Source organism: Pedobacter heparinus DSM 2366 (assembly GCF_000023825.1).
GTDB classification, from domain to species: Bacteria; Bacteroidota; Bacteroidia; order Sphingobacteriales; family Sphingobacteriaceae; genus Pedobacter; species Pedobacter heparinus.
On sequence record NC_013061.1, the window covers coordinates 1,229,572 to 1,245,684 of the forward strand.

Consider the following 16,113-nt stretch of genomic DNA (forward strand, 5'->3'; position numbering starts at 1 on the left):
TCAAATATAACGCTATTTTTTAAAAAATAATAATGACCACATCAATAGCTATTTATGGCTATTGATGTGGATGGCAGGCCGACCTAATTTAGCTGACAATTATTATAACTAAAAAGATGAAATTTATTTCGATCTGTATCGTTTTAACAGGTTTGTCTGTAGCTACAGCATATGCACAGCATAAACTGCCTGAAGTACCGGCAGTTCACATCAAGAGTTGTAACATCAAAGGAACATACGTTCCCAGAGATGATTTTCAAAAAAAGTTTCCCGATTTTAATCAGGACGGACGGTATGTTTTTGATAAAGCAGATGTCATTCCTTCTCCTATGGGACTTGATTACGACGGGTATTTTTTTCTTGACCGGTTTGATCAAAAAGAGTTTCCGGCATTTTTTGCCAACAGCAATAATACCTTAAATGGTTTTAACAGGATCATTGTCCAATTTACCCCCAGAGAATCAGGGGTGCAATTTCATCTGGACAGGGAAAATTACATTTACAATAGGTTTGATATCGAATATCCCGAATTGTATAACCTGAAATCAAACTCAAGGGCTGCATACGATAAGATGAATGCGCTGTATAAATCGGAAGTGCGCAAAGTCCTGGAAAAGAAAGGGGCAGTAAAGGTAGTTTTTTCAGACCTGGCAAATTCAGCCTATGATACAGATTCTCTTTTTTACGATGACCTGGTACTGGATTTTCAATATGTACAGAGCAATACCTGGATGCAGGCCAAAACGGCGGCTAAATTTCCTTCCCATTCCCTGTACCAGCTGGTGGTAAAAGATGTTTCCGGAAAAGTCCTGAAAACCTATGGTCAGGCCATATTCTTTGAAGGCGAACATGGCAAGATGTCGCGACCAAAGCTTACGGAACATTTTGTTTTTGCCACTACCTTTCCAGTAGCGCTTACCTCGTTGGTAAACCAGTTTTTAAACGATGAAACGTTGTGCAATGAAATCAAATCTGCAAATGCCCTCAGCCAGAAAAATATAAGTTCCAATCAGGTATATGCCAATCTGTTGCGGTTAAGAAGCGGATACAATTTAATTAAGGCCAAAAAAGCTGAACTGGTTAATATTAGTTTGAACCTGGGTGTTAAACTGATTGAAATAGAAGGTGGAATTGCAGGTGTAAAGCAAGCAAACGAGCAGCAAAATGCAATTAATTCATTAACAGGTAGCGATGTTTCAGGTGCTATTGGTGGCCTGTTTACGAATATGATCCTTAAGGCTGGGCAAAATAAAAACATGGGCAGGATAAACCGCATCACAACGATGCTGCAAAAAAGGGCGGAGGATCTGAAAAATGAGGAAAATATATTTTTAAGCCAGGTATCCCAGTACCTGATCCACCCTTCGGATCTGGAAATGCTGTTGCAGGATAAAAATGAGATGGATACGCGCCTGGATGCGATCTTAGATCGTACGGTTTCGGACAAAGCAACCGTTTCCAATTCTTTAAATGAAACCTACAGATCGCTTAACCAGACATTTATTTCGAATATCAATACCGGTCTGCAGTTTGCAATTCAAAACAATACAGCTACTGCAGGTAGTCAGGCAAGTGGTGGAAGTAACAATAACAGCGCGCAGATCGGGGGAGCTGATGCTTGCAGTAAAGTATCGGAAAGTGAATGGAAATCATCGCCTGAATATAAAAAATGTTCGAGCCAGACCGTGGTAAATACCAGCCAGGCAAGTTGTGAACGGGCCAAGGCTAAACTGATAGAGATCACTTTAAAAAATTGCCGTTCAAAGCTACCGGCAAATGAAATTAAGCAATTGGAGCAGACCCGTCAGCAGCTGTTGCAGCGTGCTGCGCAAATGGATAGCGGAGCCTTTAGGATGTGATTTTATTAAAACTTGTGACTTTCCAGATAAGCAAAAAATGAGGCCTTGTACTGCTTTCCGATGACAACCTGGACATTGCTGTTTTTCATGACCACCATATTGTTCTCTACCAGTTCAATGTAGGCTTTTGAGATGATAAAGGATCGGTGTACTTTTATGAAGTCATTTCGGCCGGCAAGCTTTTTTTCAACTTCGTTGATGCCCAGATAAATTCTGTAGCAATCGTTTGGGGTATAAATTCTGATGTAATTTTTGTCGCTTTCAAATGCAATGACCTCACTGTATAAAAACTTTAGGTATTTAGATTGCGTACCTGATATTTTTATAAAGAAAAAATCGTTGTCTGTATTTTCCTGCACTGCAGGAGTTGTATGACCTGTTATTTTTTTTATCGACTGCTGAAGTCTTTCTATTTTAAATGGTTTATACAAAAAATCATCGGCTTCCAGATCAAAGGCATTTACGGCATACTGTGCGTGTGCGGTAATGAATACCAGGAATTTGCATTTCTTTTTTAAATGGGGTGCAAGTTCAATACCACTGATGTGTGGCATATGAATGTCCAGGAAAATGATATCTGCTATAAAGTGCTCTGCTGTAAGTTCGGCAATGGCCCTTGTCGGATCGTGGAATGTTTTGATCAGTTCCAGTTCAGGTAGCTCAGCAATATATTCTTCCAGTAATGTTGTAAAGTGGCGTTCGTCGTCAATTATAATACATGTGTAGATCATTATTTAGTAAATCGAGAATAAAAAGTCAAAAATTAACTCTAAATATATACCATTCACTAATGGTACATATTTTCTTTTCGTATCGGCAAGATGGCTTTATGTCCCTGCAAGCCTGCATTTCGTATAAAGAGTTACGTTTTTAAAAAAAAAGTATTTAACTAAGTGCAATAATTGTTCACCTTACTAAATTAAACGCTACATGAATTTACCGCTTTATCAAAGACTAAATGAGTTAATCTGCATTAGAAACACCGGACCTGTTGAGGTTCTTGCCGAAAAACTGAATATTTCACCGCGGCAGGTGAAGTACATCATCAAAAAAATGCGACAGGATTGCGAAGCACCTATATGCTTTGACAATGTCAGGCAAAGTTACGTTTATACGGAAAAAGGGCGATGCGATTTTAAATTCCGCGCCAATAATAAAGAAATTGTTACAGAGGCTATAGATGAGGCATTGAAAAAATACTTCTCACCACTGATTTTAGCCTGGTGTCTTTTACCAGACCTGATCAAAGAAATTGCCATTTTAACATTGGCTGTTTAAACACGGGGATAGGTAAACAAAACCATTTTTCAGGAAGAAAAAATCTGGCCGGGGCAAAAAAATGTCCCGGCTTTTTTGTGGAAATTGCTGAAACTTGCCTTGCTGTGTTGCAATAAACATGGCTTTATTGGGTGTTAAAGTGTGTTTTTGAATCCCGAAAATCTTTTTCAAAATTATTTTCAAAAAAAAAGAGAGTGCAGTGTGGCTGCACTCTCTTTTTTTAGTATTGGGGGTAAATTTTAACGAGTAATGACATTATAAATTATATACCAATGAAAAAGCATTATTGTATTCTATTATTCATTTTTAGTTGCCTGTCTGTTGTTAAGGCACAAACTAACTATAATAAATTGCCGGTTTATATCCCCCCGGCACCTGATGCTGCAGCCCTTTCCAAATATGGCAATCTGGATGTGGGTTTACAGACAGGTTCATTAAATTTTAAAGTGCCCTTGCTTACTTTAGAGGGCAATCAGTGGGCAATGCCTATTGATATCCAGTATTTTACTTCCGGGGTTAAAGTAGACCAGATTGCATCCAGAGTTGGCATGGGCTGGGCTTTAAGTGCAGGTGGGGTGGTAACCAGAAGTGTTAACCATAACCCGGATGAATTAAGTACCCGATCTACCCTGCCTTCAGACTGGAACAGTTTTGGTCAGAATTTCCTGACTTATCTAGAGAATGTAGCTGTGAGCAATAGCATGGATACTGAGCCAGATGAATTCTCGTATAATTTTAATGGCTATTCCGGTAAATTTATATTGGATGCCAACAAAAACCCAATATCAATTCCGCATTCCAATCTGAAAATATCTTTTATTTTCAATAGTACAACCTCATCATCAGTAGTGATAAAAACACCGGATGGGAGTGTATATTATTTTGAGGATACCGAGTATACTTCAGCTACCTCGGTGAGTGGTGGTGTAAACCAACCTATTGGCGCCTCCGTTCCTACCTCCTGGTACCTGACAAAGGTTGTCCTGCCGAATAAAGAGACCGTTAATTTTACCTATCAGGGTATAGCTTATGATTATGTAGCCGGTATTTCACAAACGTTAACCAGGTCTTTTGATATTGAAAACCAGAACCCCTGTCCCAATCTGCAATGTGACATTGTAGACCATGAAAATACCAGTTTAAGTTTATTGTATATAAATGGAAAAATGCTCTCAAAGATCAAATTCAGGTCTATGGAAGTGAAGTTTGATTACATCACGCGTTTGGATTTACCATCAGCAAATAATGGTGATAAATTGCTTGAAAAAATTACCCTTAAAAATAATAATCAGGTATTGAAATCATTTCAATTTGATTATCAATATGGAATATCTTCCAGTACTTATGAGTCCTGGAATGGCAATGAGACCAGTTTAAAATACAGGCCGTATTTGACTTTTTTAAAACAAAAGGGAAAAAATGGAGAGGAAGAGGGAAAACATACATTTACCTATGAGGACATTAATGCAATGCCTCCAAGGTTGTCTTTTTCGCAGGATGTATTGGGCCACTTTAATGGGAAGTTAAATTCAAGTTTAATCCCAAAACCAGTCAGTACAATTGATCAGCAGATGTTTTTGAGAGCTACTGCCGACAGGGATCCAGATTGGGGAAGTTCAGTTAAAGGGGCCTTGATTAAAATTGAGTACCCTACAGGGGGTACTGATCGTATTTTTTATTCATTGAACGATTATTTTACCACTAAAACGGTGCAGCAACGAGAAAGCCTGAATTTAAGTGTCCCAAGAACGAACACCATTTACCCAATAGTAAAAACGTCTCCCAATTTTACAACTACCAATTCTCAGACGGTGACATTGGCCGCCCATATGTGGATTGAAATGGGTCCAGATGGTTCATCATCTTATGATCCGGATCAGGACCTGATGATCGTAGAAGTGTTGCGCAGTTCAGATGGGCAATTGGTTTTTTCAAAAACGCTTAAAGCGGGGCAAGATGTTTCAGAAAACCTGACCGGGATTGCATTAACAACATCTTACTTTTACAGAATTACCTGTCTTGTTCCAAATTTAAGATGTACTTCAGTGATTTCTTATGATGGGGTTCCTCTGGAAGTTACAACAAATGTCCAGGTGCCCGGGCTTAGGGTGAGCAGTCTGATTAGTAAGAGTAGTGCCGCTGAGCCGGAGTTGGTTAAAAGTTTTTATTATGCGAAGTTATCAGATTTAAGTAAGTCATCAGGAAATGTTGGATATGCCCCATTGTTATTTCAGGATGTTACCTCTTATAACTCGGGTTTTTGTGCGGCAGAATCATCTATGTTGGCCTATTTCCCCTGCCGAAATATGGTTGCGTATTCTAATTCTTTGGTTAATCAGTATCCTTATTCACAAAATTATATGTATTACAGTAATGTGATTGAAGCACTGGGATCAAATCTGGAAAATGGTGGAACTTCCCATGAATATATAGTCGAAAGAGATTCCCGGTCTATGCCTGTCATAGGGAATAATGTAACATTAGGTGTAAAATTATCTAATAATGGCTTTTCAAATGGTCTTGAAAAAGAACAGATCATTTTTAAAAAAAAGGACAGCACTTTTGTTAATTTAAAGAGGACTGTAAATCATTATCATGAAAGTGTTCGGAGCATTACTGATGCATACGTAATTAATAAAACCTATGATTACCCTACCCACTCCAATCCCCCTGCTTATCGGGAGTTTGAGGGTTTTAATATACACAAATACCGGTTTTACTCTGCCTGGGTTTATAAGGATACCAGCACTGTTTATGATTACAATGAGAACGGTGGCTATGTAAAAAGCAAAACAGTGTATGAATATGGCAACCCTTTACATACGCAGCAAACCAGGGTAAGCACAACTGGCAGTGATCAAAAAACGATAGAGATCAAATATAAATACCCTCATGAAAAGGTTTCCTTAGGTGAAGACCCAGGTGGTGTATACCAGGCAATGGTTAATGATCATCTGATTCAGCCGGTTGTTGAAGAGCAGCGATTAAAAGATGCAGTACAAACCGATTTTACACGCATTAATTATACCCAGCCTTTTACCCATTTGTTTTATCCGGATAGTGTGCAGGTGCAGTCGGTTGCAGGCAGCCCTGTCGAAAGCAGGATACGTTACCATAAATATGACGATGCCGGGAATGCATTAAGTGTGTCGCAGGAAAAAGGCAGCAAAATATGTTACGTATGGGGATACGGAAGAAGTAAGCCTATAGCTGAAATTAAAAATGCAGATTATGCCACTGTAGAGGCTGTTCTTGGTGGATTGGGGGCAATAAACACATTTTGTGGCAGCTATACGAAAACCGATACAGAGGTAAGAAATTTTCTGGCCGTTTTAAGGACGGATTCTAGGCTGAAGGATGCCCAGGTAGCTAGTTTTACCTATGATCTTTTTATGGGGACAACCAGCGCTACCGATGCCAAAGGCATGACCACCTATTATGAATACGATAGTTTCCAGCGGTTAAAGTATATCAAAGACCAGGATGGGAACATTGTCAAATCTTACGATTATCATTATAAACCTTAATGCTCCGTATCATGAAATTATATCAGAATTTAACGCCCCAAAGGGCATGGAAATATATCGCTGTTTGCTTAGTGGCAGGTTTTACCAGTTCAAATGCCCAGCACCTTACGCTGAACACTTACAGCAACCAGACTGAAATTAAAGCTACCGGGAGTATAACGCTGACGGATGGATTTTACATCCCTGCGGGCAAGAATGTAAGGATCTTTACCGGGGCGAGTTTCCAGCAATGTGTGGACCTGGTAAGTACCCCAAGTGCAGATCAGAATTACATCAGTACCAAGGTATTTAAAAAAGAAGGGGTAAATGAAGGGAACATCAATGCCACACTGAGTACCTGCGAGGTAAACCAGACCGTACAGTATTTTGATGGATTGGGCAGGCCTTTGCAAACGGTGACGGTACAGGGCAGTCCCGGCTTTAAGGATGTGGTGCAGCCTGTTGACTATGATGCCTTTGGCCGGGAGCAGTTCAAATACCTGCCTTACTCTACTGTTACAGGTGCCAATGGCAGCTTTAAGCCTTCTGCAATAACCAGTCAGGCAGGTTTTTACAACAGCCCCCCGGCAGGTGTGGCCACGATTACAAACACGGCCTTTTCAGAGAGCAGGTTTGAACCTTCACCTTTGAACCGGGTACTGGAACAGGGATCCCCCGGTGCCAGCTGGCAGCTTAGTGCCGGTCATACCCAGAAAATGGAGTACGGCTCCAACAACAGTACAGACTATGCAGTACGGTTGTATCAGGCTGTACCCTCTGCAACCCCCGGAGAAGAACACAAACGGATACTCAGCGGAACAGGTTATTACACTGCCAATGAACTGTACCTGAGCATCAGCAAGGACGAGAACTGGGCAAGTACCGATGGCAAAGCCGGTACCACAGAAGAATATAAGGACAAAGAGGACAGGGTAGTGCTGAAGCGTGTATTTAATTATAAAAATGATGTGACTGAAACCCTAAGCACCTATTATGTGTATGATGACCTGGGGAACTTAAGTTTTGTGCTGCCACCAGGTGCAAACCCGGATGCCCTGGCCCTGCCTTCCCAGACACTGCAGGACCAGTTCTGTTACCAGTACCGTTACGATGGGCGTAAAAGGCTGATTGAAAAGAAGCTTCCGGGCAAGGACTGGGAATACATGGTGTACAACAAACTGGACCAGCTGGTGCTGAGCCAGGACTCCTTGCAAAGGGTAGCTAACCAGTGGCTGTTTACCAAATACGATGCTTTGGGCAGGGTAGCAATTACCGGTGTATACGGAGATGGGGCTTCCAGGAGCAGCCTGGCCGGTACATTGAACAGCCAGAGCGTACTTTGGGAAAACAGGCTGGGTAGCGGGACCGATTATGACAACGGTTCATTCCCTCAGAACAACATTGCCTGGTACCATACGATCAATTACTACGACGATTACAATTTTCCGGGCAATAGCTTTCCCCAGCCTGACGGGGTTACCCAGATGTCGGCCTCCAGGGTAAAAGGACTGCAGACGGGCAGTTTTGTTTACCAGGTGAACAGCAGTACCCGTTACCTGAGCGTGAACTATTATGACAAAGATGGCCGGGTGCTCAAAACAGCAGCAGAGAACCATTTGGGCGGTACAGACCTTACGGAGAATACCTGGAACTTTGCCGGTGAGCTGACGGGCAGTACCCGTACCCATAGTAGTGGCTCGGGCCCAGCCACTACTATTGCCACCCGGCATGAATACGACCATATGGGAAGGAAGAAGGCGACCATGGAATCCATTAACGGTCAGCCTGAAGTGGTGCTGAGCAAGCTGGACTACAATGAACTGGGGCAGCTGAGCAAAAAATGGCTGCACAGTACGGATAATGGAACAAGCTTTTTGCAACATACGGATTATGCCTATAACGAACGGGGCTGGCTGAGCAACAGTAGATCAGACCAGTTCAGTATAAGGTTGAAGTACGACGATGGCACCGTACCGCAGTACAATGGCAATATCGCTAACCAGAACTGGGGAGCAGCGACGACCTACCCCAATACTTTTACCTATGGATACGATAAGCTGAACCGCTTACTGAGCGGGGTAAGTACCGGGGCGATATCGATGAGTGAAGTGCTGAGTTATGATGTGATGGGCAACATCAGTACCCTGAACAGGGATGGAGCAGGAGCGGGCAGCTATATTTACGAAGGCAACAGGCTGAAGAGCATCTCAGGTGGCGGGCTGGCTGCCGGGAGTTATGCCTATGACGGGAATGGGAATGCGGTTACCGATGGGCGTACCGGTGTAAACTTAACCTATAACCACCTGAACTTACCCATCACTGTTAATGGATCGGGACTGAACATTGCCTATACCTATGATGCAATGGGCAGGAAACTGAAAAAGGTGAGTAACATGGAGGCCCCTTCAGATTATGTGGATGGGGTACAATACACCGGAGGGGCAATAGAGTTCATCATGACCGAGGAGGGTAAAGCGAGGAGCAATGGTGGTACCTACAGCTATGAGTATAACCTGACAGACCATTTGGGTAATGTGCGGTATACGTTCTATCAACACCCATCCAGTGGTTTGCTGGAACGTTTACAAAGTGACGATTATTATGCTTTTGGTTTAAGAAAATCAGGAGTTCCAATTTCTGGAAATAATAAATATCTTTACAATGGCAAGGAGTTGCAAAGTGAGCTGGGACAGCTCGATTATGGTGCAAGGTTCTATGACCCGGAGATTGGAAGGTGGAACGTGATTGATCCGTTAGCTGAGAAGGGAAGAAGATGGTCACCATATACCTATGCATTTAATAACCCAATGAGATTTACGGATCCCGATGGTATGTGGCCAGACGATGGCTATGGCCCGGGAGATGACGAATTGATTGGTGTTCAAACCGGAATGGCCATAGGGGGTGCGATTAGAGATGGTATACATGGACTCAGAACACTTGTAGCAGCTGCTGGTGACGCTTTAGGTATAAACAAGGCTGCCCCCGGAATGAAATGGCAATCTGTAGACAGTGAAGGTGGCACATTAGGGTACAGTATGGCTCAGGTTCCTAGTGAAGGTGGTTTAAAAGATGCCCTAGGTCATCTGGGTGATGGTGCAAATGCTTTAGCTTTCAATGGTTCTCTGGCTAAAGGTACAACGGGTACATTATTGGCTAAAACAGGTCAGGAAGGTCGAGCGGCAAGTGAAGGTGTGAAAATTATTAAGGATGGAGATGCTGCAAGTAATATGCTTAATCCTTTTGATTTAACGCCTACACATGGTACAACAGGATCAAACTTAAAAAAAGTGGAAGCGTTAATTAAAAAAGATGGCGGGATAACTGACCCAGTAAAATACATAGAACATAAAGGCAACAAATATATAGTTGATGGTCACCATCGTGTGCAGGCAGCTAAAAAGTTAGGGTTTTCACAAGTGCCGGTGCAAGCAGAGCAATTGCCTTACGGAAGCTATAGGACAACGGCAGATTTTCAATTTACAAAACACTAATGGCAATTTGGCAGTATACAATTGAAATAATACCGAGAGGAGCTTTATCTGATTTAGGAACTTCGGGTTTTATTACCTTAGATGATTATAATAACTTTGATTTTTGGGGGAATTTTGATCTTGGAATTGAATTTTTTGACTCTTTAACTGCTGGGTTGGAGCGTAGTAGAAGTTGGAGTGATGAAATTATTTTGTATGGTGACAGCGAATCCACCTGCATTAGATTTTTCCTGGAGGAGAGTAAAATATCTGGAATCGACGTACGTATTGATTTCAGATATAATTATTCTGAAATCTTAAATTCTGTAATTGAATTTTGCCATTTGAACGGATTTGTTATTCTAGATAATCTCGAAATCTTAGGTCTTAATTCAACATTTATTGTTCATCACATTGAAAAGTCTGAGCAATTTATTACCTATAAAAGATTGTTTGGAGATCCGATATAAAAAAGCCGGGCGTTTTTGTTATATTACGAATATGCTTTACCTGTTTTGGCGTCGCGAATAATTGCATTAGCCAGGAACAGGAGTTTACCTTTAATAGATGGATCGAGTTCTTCGATCTCATCAATGAGTTTGAGTGTCTGCTTGTCAAAGCCTGTTTTGTTGCCTTCTCTGGCAAGATAATAAAAAAACCTGGAATACTACCTGAACTTCTCCAGGCCTTACCTGCTCAGCGGTAAAAAGGAACCGGCGTTATTACTAAATGCCAACGGAAAAAGATTAAAGACTGCTTTTGAGCGGATGCAGAAACTACGGTCAGCATCAGGGATAAAGAAGCCAATCGGCCCACATACTTTACGACACAGCATTGCTACACACCTGTTGCAGTCTGGTATGAAGCTTGAACAGATCCAGCGGTTCTTAGGACATAGCAGCCTGGAAAGCACACAGATCTATACACATATTGTCCATGAACAGCTTTGAGGAATACTTAAACGAACAGGGCTTGAAACCTGACACCATCTATCAGCACCGGATGTATGTGAGTTGCTTTTTGGCCTGGCTGGCTATAGAAAATGTGAGCCTTGTACACGGGGGCCTATTTTAATTGAAAATGGATTTATATATGCACCAGCTCATATAAAAAGGTTTTTAGGAACTGCTTTTAGATTATCACGTATAAATGCAGAAACATTAGAGATTGAGTATATGGGTAAATCTAGGGATTTGATTTGGCTGCATAAAATTGAGGGAGATCAGATTTATTTTTTCGAGGATATCAATAAGACATCTTACAATTATGATGAATTGGGCTAAAGGCTGTTTTTACTTTAGGCCAAACTTCAAAGAAAATCGTTCGGCGTGCCTTGAGTTAAAATTAAGTTTACTTCTGCGACGATATACTGTAAATCATCAGGGCAGTTAGCGGGACAAATATAATGGCGGCAATGATTAGTGGTTTCCAAATTGGTTTTGCACGGTACTGGGTATCTGCACCTATATGCCTGGCCCAAAACAGTTCGTACATTGCCAATACACCAATGCCACTGGCAATAAATGTAAAGGGGCTATTGGCATTAAAGTAGTTTAATATGGCTACAGCAATTACCGAATAAAATAAACCAAAAAGTATTACAGGCCAGCCCGGTTTACCGGCATCTTTACAATTTGAAGCCAGCATAAATGACCCAAAAAATGTAGAGAATAAAATGGAGAACACATAGATAGCATTTTTCGAATAATATTGAGGAGCTTCCAGATTCTCTACAACATTACTTTTCCATGCATTTCTATTTTTCTGATGTTCAAGAACAGTTTTTGCGTCTAATTGTCTTTGAATATCATCATCAATTGTTTCGGGAAGTTGAATACCCCTGCTTTTTAATTCGGCCAATGCCAGGTGTACTGCTTCTTCTGTGTGTTTGTCAACATTGTTGATGTAAAACATCAATTCATGATCAGTTTTACCTATTATTTTTTGATTAAGGGCACTCATTTTGGTTTGTAATGGTCAAAACAAAGATACATTTTTAGTGACTACATGATAACTATATCGACGCTTCATTGCTAATTCTGATTGACTTCCTGCTATTAAAATCAATGGATGATGTTGTTAAATTTATTTTCAAAAAAAAGTAGAGTGCAGTGCGGCTGCACTCTCTTTTTTTAATATTGTCTGGTTCAGACGCTAATGGTAGATATTAGTTTGGAACGAATTGAAAATTTAGAGTAATCATTGAATAATAGATATGAGAAAATATTTTTTTACAGTAGTGCTGGCCATGGGAGTATTGGGGGCATCAGGACAAACGACAAATATATTTCCAGCGTCAGGTAATGTAGGGCTTGGAACAACAAGTCCAGCTTATAAATTGGATGTCGATGGGGAAGTCAGGATCAATAATACAATTCTAACAAATTCCAATTCTCCATTTGACAATTCCAGCGTTATGTATACGCAAGCTGGGGCTCATAACATGTTTGGTGTGGATGGGGGCTGGATAGATAAATACTTTGGTATGAAAACCAATGGTGATTTCTTAACCATGGGAGGGAATTTTGGAATCGGTACAAGAAATCCTGAAGCCAAATTACACGTTGTTGGTAACGTAAAACTGTTTGGTAATTATGATGGAACAAACAATGTTCAGTTTGTTCCATATAACGGGCTTGGGAATACCTGGGAATTGTATCCGCAACCGGAAGGATATGGTATTTTTAACCGCAATGCTTATACATTCCCTTTCTTCATTAGTAATGGAGATAATATCGGAATTGGAACTTTAACCCCTACAGAAAAACTCTCTGTAAAAGGAAAAATCAGGGCCCAGGAAATCAAAGTAGAAAATACAAACTGGCCAGATTATGTCTTCACCAAAGATTATACCCTCCCAACCCTTCAGCAAACCGAAAATCACATTAAAGAAAAAGGTCATTTGCCTGGCATCCCGTCCGCTGCAGAAGTAAAAGCCAATGGAATTGATTTGGGGGAAATGAATGCGAAACTGCTGCAGAAGATTGAAGAATTAACCTTGCATTTAATTGAACAAGACAAGTTTAACAATGACCAAGCTAAATTAATTGGAAAACTTCAAGAAATGAGTAAGTACCAACAAATAGAGATAAATAATTTAAAAAATAAAAAATGAAACGAGCAGGGATTTTATTAAGTCTGATATGCAGCTGTTGTTTTGCCAATGCCCAAACACTACAAACAGTAACAGATAATGGCGCCTCTACAACCAATACAATCAATTCTTATAATCCTAATGGTTTCCAGATTACTGGCACTGTAGGAAGCGCCGCTTACTTTGTTATTGATCAGACAGCTAACACTGGTGGTAAAAGATGGAGATTTGGACACACTGGTGGTGCGCCTGGTTTTGGCAGTTTTGATATTAGCAATTTAACGGATGAAATTGTGCCTTTATCTATAGCTTCTGATGGGAAAGTGACTACTGGAAGATTATTGGTAAATACCCCTCCGGTCGATAATACTAATGAAGGATTACAGGTTAAGTCTGGGCTATCAATTTATGGCAGTGCAAATAATTTGGGAAATCACATTATGTTTAAAAGGTCAGAAGGTGCTGAAATGGCTTATTTAGGATGGGAAGATGAATCATCAGGGAATTCCCCTTTTATAATTAAATCTTCTAACGGGAATGATATAAAATTTATGATTAATGACGGAGAACAGATGAGGTTAAAGAATGGTAATCTAAGCATCGGTTCTCCAAATTCTTATGGCTACAGGCTTGCAGTTAATGGCAACATACGAGCTAAAGAAATCAAAGTAGAAAATACCAACTGGCCAGACTATGTCTTTACCACAGACTACCAACTCCCAACCCTCCAACAAACAGAGCAACACATTAAAGAAAGAGGTCATTTGCCCGGCGTCCCATCAGCTGCAGAAGTGAAAGCCAATGGTATTGATTTAGGGGAAATGAATGCAAAGCTGTTGCAGAAGATTGAAGAATTGACTTTGTATTTGATTGAGATAAAGAAGGAAAGTGATGCACGCAATGATAAACAAACTAAAGAAATCGAATATCTAAAATCAAAACTTAAATAATATGAAAAGAGGTTATTTATTAATTGGTCTATTATTGAGTTCTACAACCATTTTTGCGCAAATAACAAACACTTTTCCAGATAATGGCAATGTAGGCATCGGAATTACTACACCAGCTGCCAAATTGCATATCGGCCAAAGTAATCAGGAAATAAGATTTGACTATAATGGCACCAATGATCACTACGGTTCATTAAGATGGGCCGCCTTGCAATTAGGAAATAATGGAACCAATCGGATTGTTGCCGGGCGTACGGTACCTGGAGGCTTGTTAGACTTTTATGTAAACAATACCAATGATGGATCCAATTATGACATAGGCCCCAATGGTATTTTGGCCATGCGAATTAACAACAATGGTAAAGTTGGCATTGGAACAACAGCTCCAGTATCTGAACTTCATGTTAATGGCACCACAACAACCAGCTTACTTACTTTTTCTGAAGGAGTAGTAGAATTAGGCTATTTAGGACGCGGGCTGGCAACTACAGGTGCATGGAGCCTAAATCCAGATGTTTTTGCCTTAACTTATCAATCACGAGACTTTGCTATTGGAGGTTGGAGCAAGTCAACCAATACCTGGATGGGCCCCTCATTTTATATCAACTCAGATAATGGCAATGTTGGTATAGGAACAACTGTACCAACAGATAAGTTATCGGTTAAAGGCAAAATTCGTTCTCAAGAGATCAAAGTAGAAAATACAAACTGGCCGGATTATGTCTTCACCAATGATTACCAACTTCCAACCCTTCAGCAAACTGAAAACCACATTAAAGAAAAAGGTCATTTGCCCGGTATCCCTTCTGCTGCGGAAGTAAAAGCCAATGGTATTGATTTAGGGGAAATGAATGCGAAGCTGTTGCAAAAAATAGAGGAACTGACATTGCATTTGATACATCAGCAAAAGGAAATAGAAAAGTTAAAAATTGGTCAGAGTGGTTGCAAACATTAATAAATATGAAAAATAAGCAAATATCATTTTTATGTATAATATTAGTTTTGTCTAAAATAGCAATGGCTCAAAATGCCCTTCCAAATAGCGGAAACATAGGCGTCGGGCTGTTAAATCCAACCAAAGCTATACAGATTGGTGATTATGGATACGGTAACGATAATTCCCAGATTCTAATACCGGGAGTATATAACTTTGAAAAGGTTAGACTTGGCCAATTGGGAAATGGAAACAGTACTCTGGAATTTGTAAATCATACTGGAATTGGAAGTTCGTATGGCGTAAGGTTATTGGCAAATATAGATTCGGGGGGGCAAGGCCTTCAATTTCAGTATGCTGCAACGAAGGGGGCTTACGAGGAGTTGAATTATCAAACAGGAATGTTTTTAACAACTAATGGCCGAGTAGGGATAGGAACACTAGGTCCTGAATCCATCTTTCACGTTCAATCGGATGCAAATACATCTGGAGCCCCACAGAACTCGCAGTTATTAGTTTCGGGAACCACGAATCCGGGTAAAAGACTTTCAATAGCATACAATACTTCTTCTAATTACGCTGAAATGCAGTCTCAAGCTTATTCTGGCACTTACACTCCAATATTGCTTAATCCAAATGGTGGTGATATAGGTATCGGCACAACGGATCCTAAAGGATATAAACTTGCCGTTAATGGAAATATACGTGCCAAGGAAATCAAAGTAGAAAATACCAACTGGCCAGATTATGTCTTCACCAAAGATTACCAGCTCCCAACCCTCCAACAAACAGAAAACCACATCAAAGAAAAGGGCTATTTACCCGGAATTCCATCAGCTGAAGAAGTAAAAGCCAATGGTATTGATTTAGGGGAAATGAATGCGAAGTTATTGCAGAAGATCGAAGAGTTAACCTTGTATTTGATAGAGCAGAATAAGAAAATGGACGGAGTTCAAAAGGAAAACGAAAGTATGAAGGAAAGGATTTTAAATCTGGAAAAGAAAATCTAAATATTAACA

General features: G+C 40.4%; 12 protein-coding genes. 10 read left to right on the plus strand and 2 right to left on the minus strand.

Annotated elements, in window-relative coordinates; translation table 11 throughout:
• Window positions 1–116: 116 nt before the first annotated feature.
• Window positions 117–1,859 (plus strand): hypothetical protein, encoded by a 1,743-nt coding sequence (locus PHEP_RS05235; protein WP_012781210.1) that lies wholly within the window; start codon window positions 117–119, stop codon window positions 1,857–1,859.
• A 5-nt stretch (window positions 1,860–1,864) separates the two neighbouring features.
• Here the strand turns inward: PHEP_RS05235 and PHEP_RS05240 are convergent, their stop codons facing one another.
• The gene (locus PHEP_RS05240; protein ID WP_012781211.1) at window positions 1,865–2,590 is read right to left on the minus strand and encodes a LytR/AlgR family response regulator transcription factor; all 726 of its coding nucleotides are present in this window, start codon (window positions 2,588–2,590) and stop codon (window positions 1,865–1,867) included.
• A 199-nt stretch (window positions 2,591–2,789) separates the two neighbouring features.
• Here PHEP_RS05240 and PHEP_RS05245 point away from each other — a divergent pair, with 199 nt between their 5' ends.
• The 5 genes from PHEP_RS05245 (at window position 2,790) to PHEP_RS22315 (ending at window position 11,066) form a co-directional block, all read left to right on the plus strand.
• Window positions 2,790–3,137, plus strand: coding sequence for a helix-turn-helix domain-containing protein (locus PHEP_RS05245; RefSeq protein WP_012781212.1), 348 nt, complete (start codon window positions 2,790–2,792; stop codon window positions 3,135–3,137).
• A 272-nt stretch (window positions 3,138–3,409) separates the two neighbouring features.
• Complete coding sequence (locus PHEP_RS05255; protein ID WP_012781213.1) at window positions 3,410–6,664, plus strand: hypothetical protein; 3,255 nt, start codon at window positions 3,410–3,412, stop codon at window positions 6,662–6,664.
• Between the two features lie 11 nt (window positions 6,665–6,675).
• Window positions 6,676–10,137 (plus strand): DUF6443 domain-containing protein, encoded by a 3,462-nt coding sequence (locus tag PHEP_RS05260; protein WP_238326543.1) that lies wholly within the window; start codon window positions 6,676–6,678, stop codon window positions 10,135–10,137.
• The gene (locus tag PHEP_RS05265) at window positions 10,137–10,586 is read left to right on the plus strand and encodes a hypothetical protein (protein WP_012781215.1); all 450 of its coding nucleotides are present in this window, start codon (window positions 10,137–10,139) and stop codon (window positions 10,584–10,586) included. Before PHEP_RS05260 ends, PHEP_RS05265 begins: the two co-directional genes overlap by 1 nt.
• A 222-nt stretch (window positions 10,587–10,808) precedes the next feature.
• The gene (locus PHEP_RS22315) at window positions 10,809–11,066 is read left to right on the plus strand and encodes a tyrosine-type recombinase/integrase (RefSeq protein WP_262495152.1); all 258 of its coding nucleotides are present in this window, start codon (window positions 10,809–10,811) and stop codon (window positions 11,064–11,066) included.
• Between the two features lie 400 nt (window positions 11,067–11,466).
• On the opposite strand, the gene PHEP_RS05270 is transcribed toward PHEP_RS22315, so the two are convergent.
• Window positions 11,467–12,078 (minus strand): hypothetical protein, encoded by a 612-nt coding sequence (locus PHEP_RS05270; RefSeq protein ID WP_012781216.1) that lies wholly within the window; start codon window positions 12,076–12,078, stop codon window positions 11,467–11,469.
• Window positions 12,079–12,331: 253 nt separating this feature from the next.
• Between PHEP_RS05270 and PHEP_RS21435 the strand changes: the two genes are divergently transcribed.
• Genes PHEP_RS21435 through PHEP_RS21450 form a run of 4 tightly spaced genes read left to right on the plus strand, consistent with a single transcriptional unit; the run spans window position 12,332 to window position 16,104 of the window.
• Window positions 12,332–13,231 carry a hypothetical protein gene (locus PHEP_RS21435; protein ID WP_012781217.1) on the plus strand — a complete coding sequence of 300 codons (900 nt, stop codon included), beginning with the start codon at window positions 12,332–12,334 and terminating at the stop codon, window positions 13,229–13,231.
• The gene (locus PHEP_RS21440) at window positions 13,228–14,160 is read left to right on the plus strand and encodes a hypothetical protein (protein WP_012781218.1); all 933 of its coding nucleotides are present in this window, start codon (window positions 13,228–13,230) and stop codon (window positions 14,158–14,160) included. The genes PHEP_RS21435 and PHEP_RS21440 overlap by 4 nt, the downstream gene beginning before the upstream one ends.
• Before the next feature lies 1 nt (window position 14,161).
• Window positions 14,162–15,115 (plus strand): hypothetical protein, encoded by a 954-nt coding sequence (locus PHEP_RS21445; protein ID WP_012781219.1) that lies wholly within the window; start codon window positions 14,162–14,164, stop codon window positions 15,113–15,115.
• Window positions 15,116–15,120: 5 nt separating this feature from the next.
• A complete protein-coding gene (locus PHEP_RS21450; RefSeq protein WP_012781220.1) occupies window positions 15,121–16,104 on the plus strand; it encodes a hypothetical protein in 984 nt (327 codons plus the stop codon).
• The last annotated feature ends 9 nt before the right edge of the window (window positions 16,105–16,113 follow it).